The 20,090-nt window shown below is 59.5% G+C and carries 19 protein-coding genes; 10 read left to right on the forward strand and 9 right to left on the reverse strand.

Annotated elements, in window-relative coordinates; all coding sequences use genetic code 11:
- Positions 1-4: 4 nt before the first annotated feature.
- Entirely contained in the window at positions 5-841 is an 837-nt protein-coding gene (gene cobB / locus QOL81_RS15330) for a Sir2 family NAD+-dependent deacetylase (RefSeq protein WP_015377583.1), read from the forward strand.
- Positions 842-889: 48 nt separating this feature from the next.
- Here cobB and potD read toward each other — a convergent pair whose 3' ends face one another.
- The 5 genes from potD to QOL81_RS15355 all read right to left on the reverse strand — a co-directional run bounded on the left by potD (position 890) and on the right by QOL81_RS15355 (position 5,198).
- Entirely contained in the window at positions 890-1,933 is a 1,044-nt protein-coding gene (potD, locus tag QOL81_RS15335) for a spermidine/putrescine ABC transporter substrate-binding protein PotD (protein WP_060419358.1), read from the reverse strand.
- A 228-nt stretch (positions 1,934-2,161) separates the two neighbouring features.
- On the reverse strand, positions 2,162-2,944 hold the full coding sequence (gene potC, locus QOL81_RS15340; RefSeq protein WP_047727722.1) for a spermidine/putrescine ABC transporter permease PotC: 783 nt from the start codon (positions 2,942-2,944) through the stop codon (positions 2,162-2,164).
- On the reverse strand, positions 2,941-3,801 hold the full coding sequence (potB, locus tag QOL81_RS15345) for a spermidine/putrescine ABC transporter permease PotB (protein WP_060419356.1): 861 nt from the start codon (positions 3,799-3,801) through the stop codon (positions 2,941-2,943). The genes potC and potB overlap by 4 nt, the downstream gene beginning before the upstream one ends.
- Positions 3,785-4,900 carry a spermidine/putrescine ABC transporter ATP-binding protein PotA gene (gene potA / locus QOL81_RS15350; protein ID WP_060440168.1) on the reverse strand — a complete coding sequence of 372 codons (1,116 nt, stop codon included), beginning with the start codon at positions 4,898-4,900 and terminating at the stop codon, positions 3,785-3,787. Before potA ends, potB begins: the two co-directional genes overlap by 17 nt.
- Positions 4,901-4,925: 25 nt before the next feature.
- A complete protein-coding gene (locus QOL81_RS15355) occupies positions 4,926-5,198 on the reverse strand; it encodes a hypothetical protein (RefSeq protein ID WP_126179550.1) in 273 nt (90 codons plus the stop codon).
- Between the two features lie 57 nt (positions 5,199-5,255).
- Here QOL81_RS15355 and pepT point away from each other — a divergent pair, with 57 nt between their 5' ends.
- The 7 genes from pepT to QOL81_RS15390 all read left to right on the forward strand — a co-directional run bounded on the left by pepT (position 5,256) and on the right by QOL81_RS15390 (position 12,799).
- Positions 5,256-6,485 carry a peptidase T gene (gene pepT, locus QOL81_RS15360; protein WP_004941154.1) on the forward strand — a complete coding sequence of 410 codons (1,230 nt, stop codon included), beginning with the start codon at positions 5,256-5,258 and terminating at the stop codon, positions 6,483-6,485.
- 313 nt (positions 6,486-6,798) lie between these two features.
- Complete coding sequence (locus QOL81_RS15365; RefSeq protein WP_060419743.1) at positions 6,799-7,929, forward strand: tail fiber domain-containing protein; 1,131 nt, start codon at positions 6,799-6,801, stop codon at positions 7,927-7,929.
- 157 nt (positions 7,930-8,086) lie between these two features.
- Complete coding sequence (locus QOL81_RS15370) at positions 8,087-10,117, forward strand: S-type pyocin domain-containing protein (RefSeq protein ID WP_283439911.1); 2,031 nt, start codon at positions 8,087-8,089, stop codon at positions 10,115-10,117.
- A 5-nt stretch (positions 10,118-10,122) separates the two neighbouring features.
- Positions 10,123-10,380, forward strand: a complete 258-nt coding sequence (locus QOL81_RS15375) for a colicin immunity domain-containing protein (protein WP_226873076.1) — start codon at positions 10,123-10,125, stop codon at positions 10,378-10,380.
- A gap of 215 nt (positions 10,381-10,595) precedes the next feature.
- Positions 10,596-11,192 (forward strand): S-type pyocin domain-containing protein, encoded by a 597-nt coding sequence (locus QOL81_RS15380; protein ID WP_197756639.1) that lies wholly within the window; start codon positions 10,596-10,598, stop codon positions 11,190-11,192.
- Positions 11,192-11,449 (forward strand): hypothetical protein, encoded by a 258-nt coding sequence (locus QOL81_RS15385; RefSeq protein WP_015377593.1) that lies wholly within the window; start codon positions 11,192-11,194, stop codon positions 11,447-11,449. The genes QOL81_RS15380 and QOL81_RS15385 overlap by 1 nt, the downstream gene beginning before the upstream one ends.
- Positions 11,450-11,710: 261 nt before the next feature.
- Positions 11,711-12,799, forward strand: coding sequence for a malate/lactate/ureidoglycolate dehydrogenase (locus QOL81_RS15390; protein WP_197757660.1), 1,089 nt, complete (start codon positions 11,711-11,713; stop codon positions 12,797-12,799).
- A 40-nt stretch (positions 12,800-12,839) separates the two neighbouring features.
- Here the strand turns inward: QOL81_RS15390 and QOL81_RS15395 are convergent, their stop codons facing one another.
- The 3 genes from QOL81_RS15395 to phoP all read right to left on the reverse strand — a co-directional run bounded on the left by QOL81_RS15395 (position 12,840) and on the right by phoP (position 16,180).
- Positions 12,840-13,961: a ribosomal protein uL16 3-hydroxylase gene (locus tag QOL81_RS15395; protein ID WP_033638200.1), complete on the reverse strand. Its 1,122-nt coding sequence runs from the start codon at positions 13,959-13,961 to the stop codon at positions 12,840-12,842.
- Positions 13,962-14,045: 84 nt separating this feature from the next.
- Positions 14,046-15,503, reverse strand: coding sequence for a two-component system sensor histidine kinase PhoQ (gene phoQ / locus QOL81_RS15400; RefSeq protein ID WP_049288549.1), 1,458 nt, complete (start codon positions 15,501-15,503; stop codon positions 14,046-14,048).
- A gap of 5 nt (positions 15,504-15,508) precedes the next feature.
- A complete protein-coding gene (gene phoP, locus QOL81_RS15405) occupies positions 15,509-16,180 on the reverse strand; it encodes a two-component system response regulator PhoP (RefSeq protein ID WP_004941169.1) in 672 nt (223 codons plus the stop codon).
- Positions 16,181-16,557: 377 nt separating this feature from the next.
- Here phoP and QOL81_RS15410 point away from each other — a divergent pair, with 377 nt between their 5' ends.
- Positions 16,558-17,577: an ADP-ribosylglycohydrolase family protein gene (locus QOL81_RS15410; protein ID WP_070914801.1), complete on the forward strand. Its 1,020-nt coding sequence runs from the start codon at positions 16,558-16,560 to the stop codon at positions 17,575-17,577.
- 21 nt (positions 17,578-17,598) lie between these two features.
- On the opposite strand, the gene QOL81_RS15415 is transcribed toward QOL81_RS15410, so the two are convergent.
- Positions 17,599-18,363 (reverse strand): GntR family transcriptional regulator, encoded by a 765-nt coding sequence (locus QOL81_RS15415; protein ID WP_169318349.1) that lies wholly within the window; start codon positions 18,361-18,363, stop codon positions 17,599-17,601.
- 134 nt (positions 18,364-18,497) lie between these two features.
- Here QOL81_RS15415 and pdxR point away from each other — a divergent pair, with 134 nt between their 5' ends.
- On the forward strand, positions 18,498-20,012 hold the full coding sequence (gene pdxR / locus QOL81_RS15420; protein ID WP_193158993.1) for a MocR-like pyridoxine biosynthesis transcription factor PdxR: 1,515 nt from the start codon (positions 18,498-18,500) through the stop codon (positions 20,010-20,012).
- The last annotated feature ends 78 nt before the right edge of the window (positions 20,013-20,090 follow it).

Here is a 20,090-nt window from a genome sequence, read left to right on the forward strand (position 1 = left end):
GTTAATGCACACTCGCCATCGGCTGTGTCAGTTTCGCAAGAGTAAGCATGTGCTGCATCAGCGCTTTCGTTCACGCATTTTTCACCGTGACACCATGGCGGCGGCCGAGCTGAAAAAGCCGTTTGTGGTGGTGTTGACCGGGGCCGGCATTTCGGCCGAATCGGGCATTCGCACCTTCCGCGCCGCGGATGGGCTGTGGGAAGAGCACCGGGTGGAGGACGTCGCCACGCCGGAAGGTTTTCAGCGCGATCCGGCGCTGGTGCAGGCGTTTTACAACGAACGCCGCCGCCAGCTGCAGACGGAGGAGATCGCCCCGAACGCCGCGCACCGCGCGCTGGCGGATCTGGAAGAGTGGCTGGGGGACAACTTCCTGCTGGTCACGCAAAACATCGATAACCTGCATGAGCGCGCCGGCAGCAAGCGGGTGCTCCACATGCACGGCGAATTGCTGAAGGTGCGTTGCACCCAGTCGGGCCAGGTGTTCGAATGGCCCGGCGATCTCAGCGTTGACGATCGTTGCCACTGCTGCCAGTTCCCGGCGCCGCTGCGGCCGCACGTGGTGTGGTTCGGCGAGATGCCGCTGGGCATGGACGATATTTATCAGGCGCTGAGCAAGGCCGATTTCTTCGTCGCCATCGGCACCTCCGGCCACGTCTATCCGGCGGCCGGCTTCGTGCATGAGGCGCGGCTGGGCGGCGCCTACGCCATGGAGCTGAACCTGGAGCCGAGCCAGGTGGAGAGCCAGTTCGACGAGAAACACTACGGCCTGGCCAGCGAAGTGGTGCCGCGTTTTGTGCACAAGTTCCTGGTGGGCAAGGTGGCGCGGGCCGACAGGCCCTGAGAAAGGCATCAGGGCGCACTGCGCGCCCTGATGGGATGGCGGAGCGTGTTAGCGCCCGGCTTTCAGCTTTTGGAAGTAGCTTTCGTACAGCGTGCTGGCGTCGCCGACGTCGTTTTGCCACTCGCCGTGCTCAATCACCGCCTTATCCGGGTAGAGTGACTTGTCATTGGCGATCTCCGGCGACAGCAGCTTCTTCGCCGCCAGGTTCGGCGTCGGGTAACCGATGGTTTCCGCCACCTGCACCGCGATTTCCGGCCGCAGCAGGAAGTCGATCAGCTTCAGCGCCCCCTCGACGTTGCGCGCGTTGGCCGGAATGGCCAGGCTATCCATCCAGAAGATCCCGCCTTCCTTCGGCCAGACGATCTCCAGCGGCGTGCCGGCCTGGCGCGCCACGAAGGCCGAACCGTTCCACACCATACCGACGTTGACTTCCCCTTCCATAAACGGGTTGCCCGGGTTGTCGGAGTTGAAGGCCAGCACGTTCGGCATCAATTTCTGCAGTTCGTGATAGGCGGCTTCGATCTCTTTCGGGTCGGTGGTGTTGCCGGAATAGCCCAGCTTGAGCAGCGCCATCTGGAACACTTCGCGCGCGTCATCGGTCAGCAGCAGGCGGCCTTTGTACTGCGGCTGCCACAGATCGGCCCAGGACGTGACGGTAGAGGGCTCCTGCGCATCGCTGTTAACGCCGATGGCGGTGGCGCCCCAGATATAGGGGATGGAATAGTCGTTGTTAGGATCGAACGGCTTGTTCAGCAGGGCAGGATCGAGATCCTTGAAGTGGCTGAGCTTGCTCTTGTCGATTTTTTGCAGCATGCCTTCCTTGCTCATCTTGGCGATGAAGTAGGTGGAAGGCACCACCAGATCGTACGCGCCGTCTTTATAGGTCTTCAGCTTGGCGTACATGCTTTCGTTGGATTCATAGGTGGAATAGATCACCTTGATGCCGGTTTCCTTGGTGAACTGCTCCAGCAGCCCCGGCGGGACGTATTCAGTCCAGTTATAGAAATACAGCGTTTTGCCGTCAGAGGCGTTTGCAGAGCAGAAACTCAGCGCCATCATCCCGGCTGCGAGCAGATGTGACCACTTTTTCATGCAGCGTATCCTTCAGCAGTAATGAGCCGAACCCGTATGGGCAAACCGTTTGGCGGCCGCGCCATACCCCAGAAAGGGGCCATTATAGGGGCCGGGGCGGGGTGGGTAAAGGCGGTTATCCCAGCGGCAAATCAGCGGGTTAACCGAGCCTGGCCGATCAAAAACGGCCGCAGTCATATCACTGCGGCGAATGAAAGAGTCGGGCGCTGCCGCGCCCGGCGGGAAGGGCTACTCGGCCTTGGGCGAGCGATCGCGCATCACCCACTGGCTGGCGATCACCAGCACCAGCGACAGCAGCAGCAAAATGGTGGCCAGCGCGTTGACCTCCGGCGAGACGCCGACTTTCACCATCGAATAGATCTTCAGCGGCAAGATTTCGTAGCTCGGCCCGGTGACGAAGGAGGAGACGACCACGTCGTCCATTGACAGGGTGAAGCTCAGCAGCCAGCCGGCCGCCACCGCCGGCATCGCCAGCGGCAGGATGATCTTGCGCAAAATGGTGAACTCGCTTGCGCCGAGATCGCGCGCGGCCTCCAGCATCTTCACGTCGAACCCTTTCAGGCGCGCGTAAACGGTCACCACCACGAACGGCAGGCAAAAGGTGATGTGCGAGAACAGCAGCGACCAGAAGCCGAGCGAAATGCCGAGCAGCATGAACAGCACCAGCAACGAGATGGCCATCACGATGTCCGGCGACATCATCACCACGAACAGCATGCCGCCGACGAACGGCTTGCCGCGGAAGCGGTAACGGTACAGCGCCACCGCGGTCAGCGAGCCGATCAGCGTGGCGAAGGTGGCGGAGAGCACCGCCATGGTCAGCGAATGGCCGGCGGCCTGCAGCAGGCTGTCGTTATTCAGCAGCGTGCTGTACCACTTGGTGGTGGCTCCTTGCCAACTGATGCCGAAGCGCGAAGCGTTGAAGGAGTTGACGATCAGGATGACGATCGGGATATACAGGTAGGCGTACACCAGCGTCATAAAGCCGCCGCGCAGCAGACGTCCGATCATGCCAGATCCTCCTTCTTGTTCAGCAGGCGGGCGGCCCGGTAATAGACCAGCAGCAACAGCCCCATCACCAGCGTCAGGCAGATGCTGGTAGCCGCGCCGAACGGCCAGTCGCGGATATTGAGGAACTGGCTTTTAATCACGTTGCCGATCAGCAGATTCTTGGCGCCGCCCATCAGATCGGCGACGAAGAACAGCCCCATCGCCGGCAGCACCACCAGCAGGCAGCCGGCGATAATGCCCGGCATGGTCAGCGGCACGATGATGCGGATAAAGGTCTGCAGCTTGCTGGCGCCGAGATCGCGCGCCGCTTCCAGGCAGGACTTATCGAGTTTTTCGATGCTGGAGTAGAGCGGCATCACCATAAACGGCAGCAGGATATACACCAGGCCGAGGATCACCGCTTCCGAGGTGTACATGATGCGCAGCGGCTTGTCGATGATGCCGATCCACAGCAGCGCGTCGTTGAGATAGCCGCGGGTGCTGAGAAACAGCTTCAGGCCGTAGATGCGGATCAGCGAGTTGGTCCAGAAGGGCACGATCAGCAGAAACAGCAGCAGCGGCCGCACCTTCTGCGGCAACCGCGCCAGGATAAAGGCGAACGGGTAGCCAATCACCAGGCAGCACAGGGTGGCGATCAGCGCCATGTTCAGCGAGTGCAGCAGCACCTGGGCATACAACGGATCGAACAAGCGCCGATAGTTATCCAGCGTGAACACCATCTGCACCAGATTGGCGTCGTCGCGGGTCAGGAAGCTGGTGGCGATGATCATCAGGTTCGGCATGAACACGAACAACAGCAGCCAGGCGACGACGCCGACGATCACCACATTCTGGAAGACTTTACGCGATTTCTTCATCGGCCAGCACCACCTCCCAGCTTTCAACCCAGGTCACCGCCATCTTCTGGTTGAGCGAGTGGTCGACGTCCGGATCGTCTTCATTGAAGAACTCGCTGACCATCACCGTTTTACCGCTCTCCAGCTCAACCACCGACTCCAGCGTCATGCCTTTGTAGTTGCGCTCGCGCACGTAGCCGATCAGCCCGTCGTGCTGCGCGCTGTCGTTCACTTCTTCTACCCGCAGATCCTCCGGGCGCAGCAGCACCTTCAGCTTTTGGCCCGGCTCTACCGGCAGATCGGCATAGATGTCGCACTCGCGGCCTTCGACGTTGGCGCGCACCCGCTGCGCATCGAGGCGCTGCAAGACCACCGCGTCGAAGATGTTGATCTCGCCGATAAAGCTGGCGACGAACAGGTTCTTCGGCTCTTCGTAGATCTCACGCGGCGTGCCGTCTTGCTCGATGCGGCCTTCACGCATCACCACGATGCGATCCGACATGGTCAGCGCTTCTTCCTGATCGTGGGTGACGAACACGAAGGTGATGCCCAGCTTGCGCTGCAGCGCCTTCAGCTCGTTCTGCATCTGTTTGCGCAGCTTGTAGTCCAGCGCCGACAGCGATTCGTCCAGCAGCAGCACCTTCGGCTTGTTGACCACTGCGCGGGCGATGGCCACGCGCTGCTGTTGGCCGCCGGAGAGCTGGCCCGGGCGCCGCTGGGCGAACGCATCCAGCTGCACCATGCGCAGCGCCTCTTCGACGCGCGGCGTCAGTTCTGCCGCCGGCACCTTTTGCATGCGCAGGCCAAAGGCGACGTTGTCGAACACCGACATGTGCGGAAACAGGGCATAGCTCTGAAACACGGTGTTGACGTGGCGATGTTCGGCCGGAATGGCGGTGATGTCCTGGCCGTCGAGCACGATGCGGCCCCGATCGGCGTCTTCAAGACCGGCGATCAGGCGCAGCACCGTGGTTTTGCCACAGCCGGAGGGGCCGAGAATGGTGAGGAATTCGCCGTGGTTAATCGCCAGTTCGAGATCGGCAATGATGGTTTTGCCATCGAACGCTTTGCTCAGGGCATGCAGTTCAACAAGGGGAGTCAGAGAGGATGTCTCAGTCATTTATCGTATTACTCTATCCCGTGGGCTAATGCAGATAGAACCGCAACTGGAAAAGACTGCCGGAGCTTGCGGAATGCCCGCTGATCAAATGAAGCTCAAACCAGTTGCGCCAATGGAAATTTTTCGAGCGCGCATGATAGACGCTGAATGCCGGAATTGAAAGCCGATCTGGCCCAGATGCCGCGTTTTTCATCATGATAGCGACAAATGACCCTGTGATGACAGTGTTATTTCCCTCAGAAATCATCACAAAGATTAATGATATTGGCGAATTCTGGTTAAAAATGACCTGACGCAATATTTGATCCTGATCGGTTCCGCATAATGAAACGCGATATTCTGAGGGGCCGCTACCATGGACAAATTACTTGACCGCTTTTTCAACTACGTCTCTTTCGACACCCAGTCCAAAGCGAACGTAAAGCATGTGCCGAGCACCGACGGGCAGTTGAAGCTGGCGCGTGCGTTGCAGCAGGAAATGATCGCGCTCGGCTTCGAGCGGGTGTCGCTCAGCGAACACGGCTGCGTGATGGGCACCTGGCCGGGCAACGTCGCCTGGCCGGTGCCGGCGGTCGGTTTTATCGCCCATCTGGATACCTCGCCGGATTTCAGCGGCAAACACGTCAATCCGCAGATCGTCGAGAACTATCGCGGCGGCGACATCGCGCTCGGCATCGGCGATGAAGTGCTGTCGCCGGTGATGTTCCCGATCCTGCACCAGATGCTGGGGCAGACCCTGATTACCACCGACGGCAAAACGCTGCTGGGCGCCGACGACAAGGCCGGCATCGCCGAGATCCTCACCGCCATGGTGCGCCTGCGCGCGCGCAAAATCCCGCACGGCGACATCCGCGTGGCCTTCACCCCGGACGAGGAGGTGGGCAAGGGGGCACAGCTGTTCGACGTGGCGGCCTTCAATGCCGAATGGGCTTACACCGTGGACGGCGGCGGCGTCGGTGAGCTGGAGTGCGAGAACTTCAACGCCGCCTCGGTGACGATCAAAATCCTCGGCAACAGCGTGCACCCCGGCAGCGCCAAGGGCGTGATGGTCAACGCGCTGTCGCTGGCCACCCGCATTCATCAGGCGCTGCCGGCGGACGAAGCGCCGGAGACCACCGAAGGCTACCAGGGCTTTTATCACCTCAGCAGCATCAAGGGCAGCGTAGAGCGCGCCGAAATGCACTATATCCTGCGCGACTTCGAGCGCGAGGGGTTTGAAGCGCGCAAGCGCAAGATGGTGGACATCGCCCGCGAGGTCGGCAAAGGCCTACCGCGCGATTGCTATATCGAAGTGAGCATCGAAGACAGCTATTACAACATGCGCGAACAGGTGGCGGAGCACCCGCATGTGATCGCGCTGGCGCAGCAGGCGATGCGCGACTGCGACATCGAACCGGTGATGAAGCCGATCCGCGGCGGCACCGACGGCGCGCAGCTGTCGTTCCGCGGCCTGCCGTGCCCGAACCTGTTCACCGGCGGCTACAACTACCACGGCAAGCACGAATTCGTGACCCTGGAAGGCATGGAGCAAGCGGTGGCGGTGATCATGCGTATCGCGGCGCTGGCCGCCGAGCGGGCGCGGTAAACACCTTCGTTTCCCGGCCGGCTTGCGCCGGCCCGCATTCCCTTTTCTGATACGCCCGGCGGGCTCAGCGTGCCCGCCGTTCTCTTCTTCTGCTCTCTTTATGGCTCCCGATCTCATGGTTGTTTCGTTCACCACACAATCCGCAGTGAGGGAATCCCATTATCCTTCGAGATAAGGTGCTGGTTATGCATACAGCATTGCTGTGTGCTTAACCGGTTTTACAGCTTCGGTGCGGTGAGCCCAGTGGCCAGGGAATGCTGGGGGAATGAGCGCTGTTAACCGCCATCAAACAGGACGTAAGAGGGTAACAATCATGGCAGAAGAAAAGAAAAATGCTCAGGTGATTAACGGCGTTAACGACGATATCGCGGAGCTGAAATCGCTGTCTACGCTGCGCCAGCGCGTGGTCAGCGACGGTGAAATCGTCTCCAAATCGGCCAACGGTTTTCGGCTGGCAAATGGCAATACCGGTGTGATGCTGCGTAATGATGGCGAGGCTTTCTACTTACTGACAACTCAGGCTGGGCAAGCTCAAAACGGACAATGGAACACCTCGCGTCCTTTCGCTTTCAGCCTGGCTTCCGGCAGGGTTGCACTCGGCAACGGCGTTGATATTTCCGGTGGTGCGATGGTATCGCATGACGCGGGTATAGGAGCGGTGACCACGGGACCCACTCCCCTGATAAATGGGCAGGCATACAACGCACCGTATATTCATACGCGCTTCGTCACCAGCGGAGTCAGTTCTTCTATGATGATGGGCGCGCGGATTATCCCCGGGAAAGAAGATACGGGATTACTGGCTTATAGCGACCTTGCGGGACGCTGGAATGAAATTCAAGTAAAGGCGAACAGCGAGCTCTCTGCCGGGCAACTGACAAAACGTAACGGCAATGGCTGGATTGTCGCTGCCGGCAATATTGACGTTTCAGGTAAAGCAGAACGTATTACCAATGGGGTGCGTCTTCAGGGAAATGGGGATCTGAGCGCAGATATTTATCATATTGAACACATTAGCCAATACCATGCCATGGCATTCCATGTGGCCAACGGCGGGGCGCAAGGATGGTATGAGTTCCGGAATAACGGTCATGCCTACACCAACGGCGCCTGGAACAGCAGCTCCGATGCCCGCATGAAAACGGACATCACCCAAATTGCCGGCGCATTGGACAAGCTGGCCAATATTGGCGGCTACACCTACCTCAAACAGGGCGTGCCGGAGGCCGGGGTGATCGCTCAGGAAGTGGAGAGCGTATTGCCGCAGTCGGTAACCCAAACCGAATTGAAGCTCAACGACGGCAGCGTGCTGAAGGATGCCCGCGGCATCAATATCAACGGCGTGGTGGCGTTGTTGGTTGAGGCGCTTAAGGAAGAGCGAGCGGCCCGAGAAGGGTTGGAATCGCGGGTGGCAGCGTTGGAAGGCATGATTTCCAGCCAATAACGATAATAAAACGGCGATTTATTCAATCTCTGTGAGCTGGAAATAAAATTGAGCGTCCATCGACGCGGAAATATTTTTGCATGTCGACGTTTGCCAGACAGGGAATAAATCGCCTTCAGTGCATCTGAAGGATTAGTAATATCCAGGAGAAAATAATATGCCACAGGAACTGAATGGCCATGGCCCTACCGCCGGAGATTATATGGGCGGCAGCGGCGATAATCTCAATGCTCGACCTGATGGTTCGACGCCAGGCGGCTCGAACGGTAATGGCGGCAGAGACAGTAGCATCAGTGGGAACTCTCGGGAAGCCGCTAAGCAACGGCAGGTCAATGCTATCAAAAATGATCCTAACGTTAAGAATATACTGGGAAGCTTGCTGAAAATAAGACGAGCCCTTGCACCTTATGCCTCAGTATCTTTGACGGGGTTGGATGATAGCGGCAGATTGCAGGTTCAGGTCAATGACGTTCGCGCTGTTGATGAAATAGGTGTGCGTAACGCATTAAAGTCTGAGCCACAATTAAAAAATGTCATTGGTTTTGATTTTAATAAGTCTGGAGTGACCGGTTTTGTCGGTCATATTGATACTGGCCATAAGATCGGTAATTATCAGAGTGCACCCAACGGGAACAGTAATGGTAACAATTCTACCGCTGAAGATAAGGTGTCATTAGCCACCTATTCCGAGATGCTTAATGGAAAAATCCCACCGGGTTTCTGGCTTGATAATAATAGGGTGATGACTGAAATTACGGAACGGTATGAGATCAACGGAGGCGGAAAAGGGAGCGATCGCACAGGTTACCGGCAACGTAATGTCGAAGTGCCTTCTTTGACCTCGGCCTACCAACAATTTAAACAGGTAGAACGAGAAGTGGCTGAAGTGGCTCGTAAAGCTGAGGAGGCCCGTAAAGCTGAGGAGGCCCGAAAGGCTGAGGAGGCCCGCAAGGCTGAAGAAGCTCGTAAGGCTGAAGAGGCTCGCAAAGCAGAAGAAGCCCGCAAGGCTGAAGAGGCCCGCAAGGCTGAAGAGGCCCGCAAGGTGGAAGCCGCAAGAAAAGCGTTGTTCGCCAAAGCGGGGATTCTGGATGCACCGGCCTACTCCCCGGAAAAGCTAAAAGCGGCCAATGCGGCACTGGCTGCCGCAGGCGCCATGGTGCTTAACCGCGCGCCCGCGATGCTGCAAACGTCGACGGTCGGGCAAGGCGTGATGACGACCACGAGCGAACTGGCCGGCTGGGCAGCGAGCGCGTCGTGGCGGGCGGCTTATGAAGTTGGCAGTATACGCGCCGGCACCGTAGTCGCCGCCGGATCGGTGCTGGGGGCTTTTGCCCTCGGCTTCTACCCGACAGAGGCCGGAGCCGGGAGTGCCCAGGTGCCCGGGCGGGATGTCAATCTGTTTGCCCTCCAGGCGAGCCTGGCGGCGGCGGGCAGGGCGACCATCCAGCCCGGCATGACCTCGGTCGATTTGCCGGTGCGCGGATTTATCACCACCGACGATGACGGGAGACAGAGCGTCAACTTCGTCAGAACGGGCGTCGGCGGCGTATCGCCGAGCGTGCCGGTATTCAGACCCGTTCGCGATGAGCTGACGGGGCTGGACAAAATCACGCTGCCGGCGGTGGCGGGCACACCGGCCAGAACGATACTGATCAACCCGGTGCCGACCGGGCCGGCAGCGCCGGCGCATACCGGCAACGGCTCACCGGGGCCCAAATCGCCAGTGCATACCGGCACCGGCATCAGGCAGGCGGACAGCATCGTGGTCACCACCTTCCCGGCGGATGTGGTGCAGGATCTGCAAGACTTTATCCTGTGGCAGCCGGATGCGACGGAGATTGGTGTAGAGGCCATCTATGTGATGGTCAGTGATCCCTTGGACTCGGGGCGTTTTACTCGCCAGCAACTGGATAAAAAGTACAAGCACGCGAGTGACTTTGGTGTTGCGGATACCAGAAAAAACAGAGAGACTCTGACTAAATACCGCGATGCGCTCGAGGCTCATTTGAATGATAAGGATACGGTAGAAAGAGGGGTTTATAGACGAGAGAAAGGATCTAAGGTGTTTTTCAATCCTAACACAATGAATGTTGTTGTTTTAAAAGAAAACGGCGATTTCTTATCAGGGTGGAAGATAAATCCAGACGCAGATAACGGTAGGATATATTTAGATACGGGGGATTTATGAATCGGATGGCAATTATTGATCTGGCTAAGAGTTTTCTAAGAAAAGAGGTCGGTGCATTGGAGTTCTCCGAAAAAATATGTGTAGAAAGACGTATGCTCTACGGGGTTAAGGATCAGGATAGAAACGTTATGAATTGTGGGGAAGAGCTATTTATGATAGCTGAAGTTTACAATCCTGATTCAGAACGTGCTGATTATGAACTTGATGATGCCGGATTGCGTGCCGCAGTTATAACGACACTAGAAAAATTCAATTTTATCTGAACACTTATTAGGATAGGTGCTCTAGTAGATTTGAAATTATCTGGGTATTGGGCAAGATAAAAAGAACCGCCTTCATAGTGACAGAATAGTTAACAAAAGTGACCCTAACGCCCAATAGACGAGAGTCTATTGGGCATTTTATTGTTTCGTAACGATGGCAAGGAAGTGAAGAGCTAATTTAATAGCGGTTACTCGGTTACCCTTCAAGGTCCGGCATCAGGCAGGCGGACAGCATCGTGGTCACCACCTTCCCGGCGGATGTGGTGCAGGATCTGCAAGACTTTATCCTGTGGCAGCCGGATGCGACGGAGATTGGTGTAGAGGCCATCTATGTGATGGTGAGCAAACCCTATGGTGAAACCAACGCCAGGGGCAAATACAGCGGTCGTGAATACAACACCAATAAAGCTGGAGGCCCCATTCAGAATCTGGATTGGAAAGGGGCCAGCATCGACCGTGCCGGCGTGGATAAGGTGAAGCTGCATACTGGGCGTTTTGAACAGACTCCGGAAAACCAAGTGATGATTGGCCGTTTGGATAAAATTTTGAAAGGGGAGCTACAACCTACTGACACCGATAGGCGATTTTATACTCATGAAATCAGAGAGTTGGAAAGGTATAGGAATCTTGGCATAAAAGATGGTGAGGTTCCGCACAGTGTTCAAGAACGGAAGGCCGTATGGAATAATACACATACTGCTACGCTTGAAGACTATAGAATAAATGAAAAAGAACAGGCACTTTATACAGATGGGGCCCTACAAGCCGCATATGAACAGGAGCTGAAAGATGCTATGGGAGGGAAGAAATAATGCCTTTAAAAGATATCGTTAAAAATGAAAGTGTAGAAGATGTGCTAACTTTTTTGGGGCCGACCTCTGATTACCGTAAATTGGATCGTCTATATACCTATAATCGCTTTGATGCAATTTCTAGCGGGGAACTCTCTTCTACTTACGATGCATTATTCCAAAAAGGGGTGCTTCAAGATCAAAATGGAAAAGTAGTTAAAGGCCCCAATTGGAAAGAGCCGAAATTCGTAACCGAGAAAAAATACGGTATCGAATAGCCGTGGTTATGGTCTGATTCGTGCTTCTTTAACCCCCGGCAAACGAAATTTTGTTGGGGGTTTCTTTTTTGGCTGGTGGGGGTGCCATAACGCGAGCCTTATGCCGGGTGGCTAAAGTAGCGGCCCTCGCTTTTTTGTCGCCTGAGCTAACGTGCGGATACTGTAGTTAAAACGGGACGCTTGCGATCGGCATAATCGCTTGCCGTAACAAGGCGTTGCTCATAGTGTGGAAGCCTATTCCCCACGCATAAGGACCGCATGATGAGCACCGAATACCGTATCGCCAGCCCGCATTTGGCGCAGTTCGTTCAGGCGATTTGGCGCCAGGCCGGCAGCACGGCGCGCGAAGCCGAGCTGGTGGCCGAACATCTGGTGCAGGCTAATCTGGCCGGGCACGACTCGCACGGCGTCGGCATGATCCCCAGCTACATGGCGTCGTTGGCGCAGGGGCAATTGCAGCTCAATCAGCATGCCGAGGTGGTGCGCGACGCCGGCGCGGTGCTGACGCTCGACGGCGCGCGCGGCTTCGGCCAGGTGGTGGCCAGCGAAGCGATGGCGTTGGGCATTGAGCGCGCCGGCACACTGGGCCTGGCGGCGGTGGCGCTGCACAACGCGCACCATATCGGCCGCATCGGCCATTGGGCGGAGCAGTGCGCCCGCGCCGGTTTTATCTCGATTCACTTCGTCAACGTGGTAGGTGATCCGATGGTGGCGCCGTTCGGCGGCAGCGATCGCCGCTTCGGCACCAACCCGTTCTGCGCCATTTTCCCGCGGCCGGGCCGCACGCCGCTGCTGTTGGATTTTGCCACCAGCGGTATCGCCTTCGGCAAGACCCGGGTGGCCTATAACAAAGGGCTGTCGGTGGCGCCGGGCTATCTGATCGACGAACACGGGCAACCCACCACCGAACCGAAAGTTATGCACGAAGCGCCGTTCGGTTCGCTGCTGCCGTTCGGCTTGCACAAAGGCTATGCGCTGGCGGCGATGTGCGAAATCCTCGGCGGCGCGCTTTCCGGCGGCCGCACCACCCACGACGCCACGCTGAAAGCCGACAGCGACGCCATCTTCAACTGCATGACGACCCTGATCCTCGATCCTCAGGCCTTCGACGCCCCGCAAATGCAGGCCGAAGCCGAAGCCTTTATCGGCTGGGTGAAAGCTTCGCCGCCGAGCGGCGAACAGCCGATCGCCGTCCCGGGAGAGTGGGAAGAGGCCAACCGCGCGGCGCGGCTGGAGCAGGGCATCCCGATCGATGCCAATACCTGGCGGCAGATTTGTGCGGCGGCGGAGCAGGCGGGCATGGCGGCGGGGGAACTGGCGGATTATTGCGCGCAGGCGCGCCAGGCATAAAAAAGCCACCCGGCAGGGTGGCTTGTTCGCGTGACCGCAATCAGTCGTTAAAGTACCAATACCCGCTGTTGACCAGCGCGGTCAGCAGCGCCAGGAACGACGGGTCGTCCACCGCGTCGCCGAGCAGGGCGGCATCGACGCTGAAGTTTTGGCACAGGGCGTCTGCGGCCTGCAGCTGGTCGGTGTCGATCAGCTCGCCGTTGACGAAGCAACGATCGCCGACGCGCAGCACGCGCAACCCACCCAGGCGCTGTAGCGCTTCACCCTGTTGCAGCAGCTCGTAGATTTCCCCGGCCTGATACGGTGGCTCCGGCGGCGCCAGATCCAGCTCGTGGCGCGACTGGGAGATGAACTCGCCGAACCAGTGCTGGAAGTGTTCCGGCTGTTGCACCAGATCCAGCATCATCTGCCGTAAGGCGTCCACTTCCTGCGGCAGGATCTCCGCCGGGTGTTCGCGCAGTTTAACGTCCGGATCGCCGTAGCGCTTGCTGCCCAGCTCGCGCGCCAGCACGTAGTCGGCGAAGCCGCTCACCAGCTCGCGGCCGTTCGGTGCGCGGAAGCCCACCGAGTAGTTGAGCGCGTTTTCCAGCGCGTAGCCTTCGTGCGGGAAGCCCGGCGGAATGTAGAGAATGTCGCCCGGCTCCATCTCTTCGTCGATGATGGCGTCGAACGGTTCCACCTGCAGCAGATCCGGATGCGGGCAGTGCTGTTTCAGCGGCGTTTTTTCCCCGACGCGCCAGCGGCGGCGGCCGGTGCCCTGAATGATGAACACGTCGTACTGATCGAGGTGCGGGCCGACGCCGCCGCCCGGTACCGAGAAGGAGATCATCAGGTCATCCATCCGCCAGTCCGGCAGCTGGCGGAACGGGCGCATCAGCGCTGCAGAAGGCTCATGCCAGTGGTCCACCGCCTGCACCAGCAGCGACCAGTTGTTTTCGCTCAGGTGGTCGAAGCTCTCGAAGGGGCCGTGCGCAACCTGCCAACGGCCGTCCTGGTGGCTGACCAGGCGGCTGTCCACTTCGTTTTCCATCGCCAGCCCGGCCAGCTCATCCGGGGAGATCGGATCGATAAAGTTTTTGAAGCCGCGCTTCAGAATCACCGGACGCTTTTGCCAATAACGTTGCAAAAAATCGTTCCAGTCCAGGTCTAATTGATAATCCATGTTCTATTCCAGGAGAGAGGAGTGAGCCTGAGTGCGATTATAACGGAAGTTTGGCCCCGTGGATCGGGGCCGCAGAGGCATAATTTACTCGTTGTGGTGGGTGTCGTGCTGGCGGGCGAAGGTGACCTGCATGCGCGCGCCGCCGAGCGGGCTGTCGCTGATGACGATTTCGCCGTCGTACTGCTCGATGATCTCCGCCGCCACCGACAGTCCCAGGCCCTGGCCGGGGCGCAGGGTATCCACCCGCTGGCCGCGCTGGAAGATCAGCTGGCGCTTGCTTTCCGGGATCCCCGGGCCGTCGTCGTCGATGACGATGGTGAGGTTTTTCTCGGAGTGCAGTGAGGTGATCTCAACGAACTCCAGGCAGTATTTGCAGGCGTTTTCCAACACGTTGCCCATCACTTCCATAAAGTCGTTCTTCTCGCCCATAAAGGTCACCTCCGGCGAGATGTCCAGCGTGATCACTACCCCTTTGCGCTGATAAACCTTGTTCAGCGCCACCACCAGGCTGTCGAGCAGCGCCGGCACCGAGTGGATCTCGCGCGTCAGCACCGTCTGGCCGGAGTTGATGCTGGCCCGGTGCAGGTAGTAACCGATCTGCTGCGAGATGCGGCCGATCTGATCCAGCATGATCGGCTCGGCTTCTTCGATGGTGGTCTGTTTACCGCTGCGCAGTGAACGCAGGGTACTTTGCAGCACCGCCAGCGGCGTTTTCAGGCTGTGGGTCAGATCTGACAGGGTGGTGCGATACTTGGTGTAACGCTGGCGCTCGTTGCGCACCAGAATGTTCAGATTGCGCACCAGCCCGCGCAGCTCGCTGGGCGGATTTTCGTCGAGCTGATCGCGCTCGCCGTTCTCCAGCTCGCCCACCTGAGTGACCAGCGCCTTGATCGGCCGCAGGCTCCAGTAGGCCGCCAGCCACAGCAGCGGCACCACCAGCAGCAGGTTGGCCAACAGCACGTAGCTGAACCACTCCCACACCACGTCGGATCGCTGCAGCTCCTGCGGAATGCTGTCGACCACCACGATGGTCAGCGCCGGTAGCCGAGGCGTGGCGGCATAGGTGTTGACCGCCACCGAGTGGGTCAGCGCGTTCTGATCGGTATCGTCGTAATTTTTCAGCTGGTTTTGCGCTTTGGGGTTGTCCCCCAGCACTTCGCTACTGACGCGGGTGTCGGTGTCGATTTCGTAGAAGCCGGACTCCTCCAGCCACTCCTTGTTGATCAGTTTCTCCAGCTCCGGCACTTTGCGCTGGCTCCACAGCAGGTTGCCTTTATCGTCGTAGATAAACACCAGCGTCGGGAAGTTGAGATCGATATCGGGGGGAATGGCGATGGTGAGCTTGTTGTCTTTCCACTGCGCCAGGCTGAAGAACAGGTTGCTCTCGCCGCGCAGCAGGCGGAAGGCGGTCTTGTCGAAGCTGACGATGTAGCCGACGACCGCCACCAAACCGTAAGAGAGCGACAGCGCCAGGATCACCCCGGCGGTCGCCATCAGGAAGCGGGCGCGCAGCGAAAACGGTTTTTTATTCTTGTTGAACATCATGTTCACTTCGCGTCAAAACGATAGCCCTGGCCACGTACCGTGGTGATCACTTCATGCGGGTATTCCGCCTGCACCTTTTTACGCAAGCGGCCCATCAGCACGTCGATGGTGTGGCTTTCGCGCAGTTCGGCGTCCGGGTAGAGTTGCAGCATCAACGAATCCTTGCTCACCACCTTGCCGGCGTTGCGGATCAGGGTCTCGATGATGGTGTATTCAAAAGCGGTCAGCTTGATTTGCTGATCGTTAACGCTCAGTTCGCGGCGCGACAGATCGATCTGGAACGGCGGCAGCACGATCACCTGCGAAGCCAGGCCGCTGTTGCGGCGCATCAGCGCCTGCATGCGGGCGATCACTTCTTCCAGGTGGAACGGCTTGGTGACATAGTCGTCGGCGCCGGCTTCCAGCACCGCCACTTTGTCCTGCCAGCTTTCACGGGCGGTCAGCACCAGGATCGGCAGCTTGGTCTGGTGTGCGCGCCAGCGGCGGATCAGGCTCAGGCCGTCTTCGCCCGGCAGGCCGAGATCGACGATGGCGATATCCGGCGCGTGTTCCTGCAGGAAGTAATCGGCTTCCTTGGCGTCTTCGGCCGCGTCGACCTGATGGCCCATCTCGCGCATCTGAACGGAAAGGTGGTGGCGCAGCAAACCATTATCTTCAACAACCAGTACTCGCATGGCGAACTCCTGTGACTGTGCGGGTGAACGTCCTGTCACCCACGCGAAAAAAGGGAACACGCTCTGCGGCGTGTCAGGGGATAACGCGGCCACCTGAACCATTTTGGCAAAAAATGCTGAGGTTATGGTAGGTATAACCCGCTCGGCCCGCAAGAGAGCCGAAGCAATGTATTAAAATAAGCGTTATCAATTTGTTCGCCGACATTATCGGCAAGCTCTGATAAACGTCGGATAAACAGCGGCGGGGCAACGTTAAACGCACCTTAAACGCGGTGGGCATTGCCGGCAGGCGGAAGGGTGAACCGGACCGCTTGAAAAGCTTTAAAGGTACTAATAAGGTATTATGGATGTATCGGCACACTTTTCAGGAGCGACGGATGAAGCAGTTAACCCAGGCAGAACGCATAGCGGGCGCACTTTACGGACAGATGCTGGGCGACGCGCTCGGCATGCCTTCCGAGCTGTGGCCGCGCGAGCGGGTTAAGCGCCACTTCGGCTGGATAGACGGCTTTCTCGATGGGCCGAAGGAGAACACCGCCGCCTGCTACTTCAAGGCCGGGCAATATACCGACGATACCGCGATGGCATTGGCGCTGGCCGATGCGCTGCTGGAAGCGGAAGGCGAGGTGGTGCCGGAACTGATTGCCAGCAACGTGATCCGCTGGGTGGACGGTTTTGACGCCTTCAACAAGAACATTCTCGGCCCCAGTTCCAAACTGGCGCTGAGCGAGCAGAAAGCGGGCACGCCGATCGCCGAGTTGGAAAACAACGGCATCACCAACGGTGCGGCGATGCGCATTTCGCCTTTGGGCTGCGTGCTGCCTTCCGCGCCGCTGGAGGATTTTTGCCAGCAGGTGTGGCTGGCTTCCAGCCCGACGCACAAATCCGACATCGCCGTCGCCGGTGCCGTGACGATCGCCTGGGCCGTCGCGCGGGCGGTGGAGGGGGCGGACTGGGCCTCGATTCGCCTGGCGTTGCCGGAGGTGGCGGAGTATGCCCAGCGCCGGCAGGAGACGACGTTCAGCCCTTCGCTGGCGGCGCGCATCGAACTGGCGTTTCAGGTGGTGGATGAAGCCGCTGACACTGAGCAGGCCTCCGAACGGGTGTATCAGCTGATCGGCGCTGGGGTGAGCACCATCGAGTCGGTGCCTGCGGCGCTGGCGATGGTGCAGCTGGCGCAAACCGATCCTACCCGGTGCGCCGTGCTGTGCGCCAATCTGGGCGGCGACACCGACACCATCGGCGCGATGGCCACCGCGATTTGCGGCGCGCTGCACGGCGCAGAAGCGATCGAACCCGGATTGCTGGCGGAGTTAAAACGGGTGAATTCGCTGGATATCGAGGCTTACGTTCAGGCGTTCGCGCGTTTTCGCCGCCGCCGACAGGGCGAGGCGTAAGCGACCGCGTGACGCAACGGATCAGCTTTCGCTGGTAAATTCGTACATGTCGCTGCGGCAGAAGCTTTCGCTGTATTCGATCGGCTTTTTATGGTGGTCGAACAGCGTCTGGCGCACGATCAACAGCGGCATCGGCTCCGAGAGCCGCAGCGCCTGACGGATATCGTCGTCGGCCATCGCCGCGCTGACCTGGCTGCGCAGCGATCCCATCTCGACCTTATTGCGCCGGAAGTAGTCGTACAGCGAAATGCCGATCTCGTCGACGTTGGCAATTGCCGTCACCACCACGTAGGACACCGCCACCGACATTGGCCGCCGATCGATCAAGTGAATGCGTTTGAGTTTATAGATCGGCGTTCCGGGCGCCAGCTGGAGTTTTTTAGCCAGCTCAGCGCCGGCGGGCATCCGTTCGCGGCTGATCCATTGCGTGTCCGGCCGGCGCCCTTGCTGTATCACCTCGCGCGAGAATCCTTTGACATCTGCCAATGAATAGAACAGCTTCGGCTCGGGCCGTTGCGGTTGGATAAAGGTACCGTAACCGCGCGAGCGGCCGATGATGCCGTCCTGCTCGAGGCAGGCCAGCGCTTTGCGCACCGTGATGCGCGAGATGCCGAGCCGCTCGGTGAACAGGCGTTCGCTGGGCAGAAAATCCCCCGAATTCAGCAACCCTTGCTCGATGGCCTGGCGTACCGAGGCGTTGAAGCGCAAATACAGCGGCATCGCGCCCGCGCTGGCCAGATCCTGCTGCAGTTTGTCCAGCAGACGCTGGTTGGTCTCCTTGCTCATAGCCGACGGAAGTCCTGTAGCCGCAATGCGATGGCTTATTTAAGGGGATTTCGCCGGGCAGCGCAACTGCCGCCGCCGGAGCGAAATGAGGTAGAGTAGTGCGTCGGCCCCCAGAGCCAGGAGAAATATCCCCCATGAGCGACACCCCACGACACGCGGACGACGCGGCGATCCTGTCCGCCTTCGCGCAGCAGCGCCGGCAAGGCCTGACCCGGCGTTCGGCGCTGCATCAGGCCCTGTTGCAGCTGATTGCCGCCGGAGAACTGCCCTGGCGGACGAAGCTGCCGCCAAGCCGTGCGTTGGCGGCCCGGCTGGCGGTGGCGCGCGACACGGTGGAACAGACCTACGCTCGGCTGGAGGCGGAAGGGTTCATCAGCCGAACGGTGGGGCGCGGCAGCTTTGTGCGCTATCGCTGCGACACGTTGCTCGGCCGCGAACTGCTGGCGACGGCGACGGGGCAAGAGGCGCGGCTGGCGGAGCGCGAGCTGAGCGACCGCGGCCGGGCGCTGCTGGCGGTCAGCCATACGCCGCACACCAGCCGCCAGGCTTCGCTGACGCCTTCGCTGGCGGATCTGCGGGCGTTTCCCATCGACCAGTGGCTGCAGCGGGAGAAACAGGCGCTGCGGCAGCACGGCGAGCGGTTGTTGGGGTATGCCGATCCGCAAGGGCTGCCGGAGCTGCGCGCGGAGATCGCGCACTACTTGCAGCGGGAGCGGGGCGTCAAGGCGACGGCGGAGCAGGTGATCGTGGTGACCAGCTCTCAGCAGGCGCTGGCGCTATGTACCCAGGTGCTGTTCGATCCCGGCGATGCGGTGTTCGTCGAAGAGCCGGGTTACCAGGGGGCGAAAAAGCTGGTGCAGTCGGCGGGGCTGCAGGCGCGGCCGATCGGCATCGACGAGCAGGGGCTGGATGTCGGGCAGCTGATGCAGGCCTCGGGCGGCGGACGGGGCGTTTATATCACGCCGTCCCATCACTATCCGCTGGGGTATTCGCTGAGCCTCGATCGGCGGCTGGCGCTGTTGCAGTGGGCGCAGCGCCAGCGAGCCTGGATCATCGAGGATGATTACGACGCCGAGTTCAACTACGACCGGCAAACCAAGGCGGCGCTGCAGGGGTTGGACGGCGGTGGGCGCACGCTGTACCTCGGCACCTTCAGCAAGACGCTGTTTCCGGGGCTGCGCATCGGTTTCATGATCGCGCCGCCGCAGCTGGTGCGGCCATTGGTCGCCGCCAGGCAGTTTCAGGACGGCTACACGTCGGCGCTGGCGCAGATGACGCTGTTCCACTTCCTGCACGAGGGCGGCTACGCCGAGCATCTGCGTAATATGCGCACGCTGTACAAGGCGCGGCTGGACGCGCTGTACGACGCGGTGCATCGTCACCTGGCGGCCTGGACGCGTCCGGCGCTGCCGCAGGGCGGGCTGCAGCTGGTTTGCCCGTTGGCGGATGCGGCGACGGAGCGGCGGCTGGTGGCGGCGGCCGCCGAGCGGGGGATTCGGCTGTACGGCCTGGCGGACTTCTACACCGGCACGCCGCAGCGCGGGGCGTTGGTGCTCGGCTTCTCGGCCTATACGCCGGATGAGATCGTGCGCTTTATCGCGACGCTGGCGCAGGTGTTCAACGCGCTGTCGGTGGCAAGCGACGGCTAAAATTGGTCTTCTCTGCGTTTTGAATTGGTCCGTATTGCACCGCCGCCGTGCGGTGTATTCTGCCGCTATCCGATTATT

This window comes from Serratia sp. CC22-02, assembly GCF_900182895.1.
GTDB classification, from domain to species: domain Bacteria; phylum Pseudomonadota; class Gammaproteobacteria; order Enterobacterales; family Enterobacteriaceae; genus Serratia; species Serratia nevei.

Excerpts from the sequence above, each read along its gene's own strand:
- phoP (WP_004941169.1), bottom strand. The coding sequence starts at position 16,180 with ATGCGAGTACTGGTTGTTGAAGATAATGGTTTGCTGCGCCACCACCTT.
- potD (WP_060419358.1), bottom strand. The coding sequence starts at position 1,933 with ATGAAAAAGTGGTCACATCTGCTCGCAGCCGGGATGATGGCGCTGAGT.
- QOL81_RS15375 (WP_226873076.1), top strand. The coding sequence starts at position 10,123 with ATGGCAATTATTGATCTGGCTAAGAGTTTTCTAAGAAAAGAGGTCGGT.
- potC (WP_047727722.1), bottom strand. The coding sequence starts at position 2,944 with ATGATCGGACGTCTGCTGCGCGGCGGCTTTATGACGCTGGTGTACGCC.
- pdxR (WP_193158993.1), top strand. The coding sequence starts at position 18,498 with ATGAGCGACACCCCACGACACGCGGACGACGCGGCGATCCTGTCCGCC.
- QOL81_RS15385 (WP_015377593.1), top strand. The coding sequence starts at position 11,192 with ATGCCTTTAAAAGATATCGTTAAAAATGAAAGTGTAGAAGATGTGCTA.
- pepT (WP_004941154.1), top strand. The coding sequence starts at position 5,256 with ATGGACAAATTACTTGACCGCTTTTTCAACTACGTCTCTTTCGACACC.
- QOL81_RS15395 (WP_033638200.1), bottom strand. The coding sequence starts at position 13,961 with ATGGATTATCAATTAGACCTGGACTGGAACGATTTTTTGCAACGTTAT.
- phoQ (WP_049288549.1), bottom strand. The coding sequence starts at position 15,503 with ATGTTCAACAAGAATAAAAAACCGTTTTCGCTGCGCGCCCGCTTCCTG.
- potB (WP_060419356.1), bottom strand. The coding sequence starts at position 3,801 with ATGAAGAAATCGCGTAAAGTCTTCCAGAATGTGGTGATCGTCGGCGTC.
- potA (WP_060440168.1), bottom strand. The coding sequence starts at position 4,900 with ATGACTGAGACATCCTCTCTGACTCCCCTTGTTGAACTGCATGCCCTG.
- cobB (WP_015377583.1), top strand. The coding sequence starts at position 5 with ATGCACACTCGCCATCGGCTGTGTCAGTTTCGCAAGAGTAAGCATGTG.
- QOL81_RS15415 (WP_169318349.1), bottom strand. The coding sequence starts at position 18,363 with ATGAGCAAGGAGACCAACCAGCGTCTGCTGGACAAACTGCAGCAGGAT.
- QOL81_RS15370 (WP_283439911.1), top strand. The coding sequence starts at position 8,087 with ATGCCACAGGAACTGAATGGCCATGGCCCTACCGCCGGAGATTATATG.
- QOL81_RS15390 (WP_197757660.1), top strand. The coding sequence starts at position 11,711 with ATGAGCACCGAATACCGTATCGCCAGCCCGCATTTGGCGCAGTTCGTT.
- QOL81_RS15365 (WP_060419743.1), top strand. The coding sequence starts at position 6,799 with ATGGCAGAAGAAAAGAAAAATGCTCAGGTGATTAACGGCGTTAACGAC.
- QOL81_RS15410 (WP_070914801.1), top strand. The coding sequence starts at position 16,558 with ATGAAGCAGTTAACCCAGGCAGAACGCATAGCGGGCGCACTTTACGGA.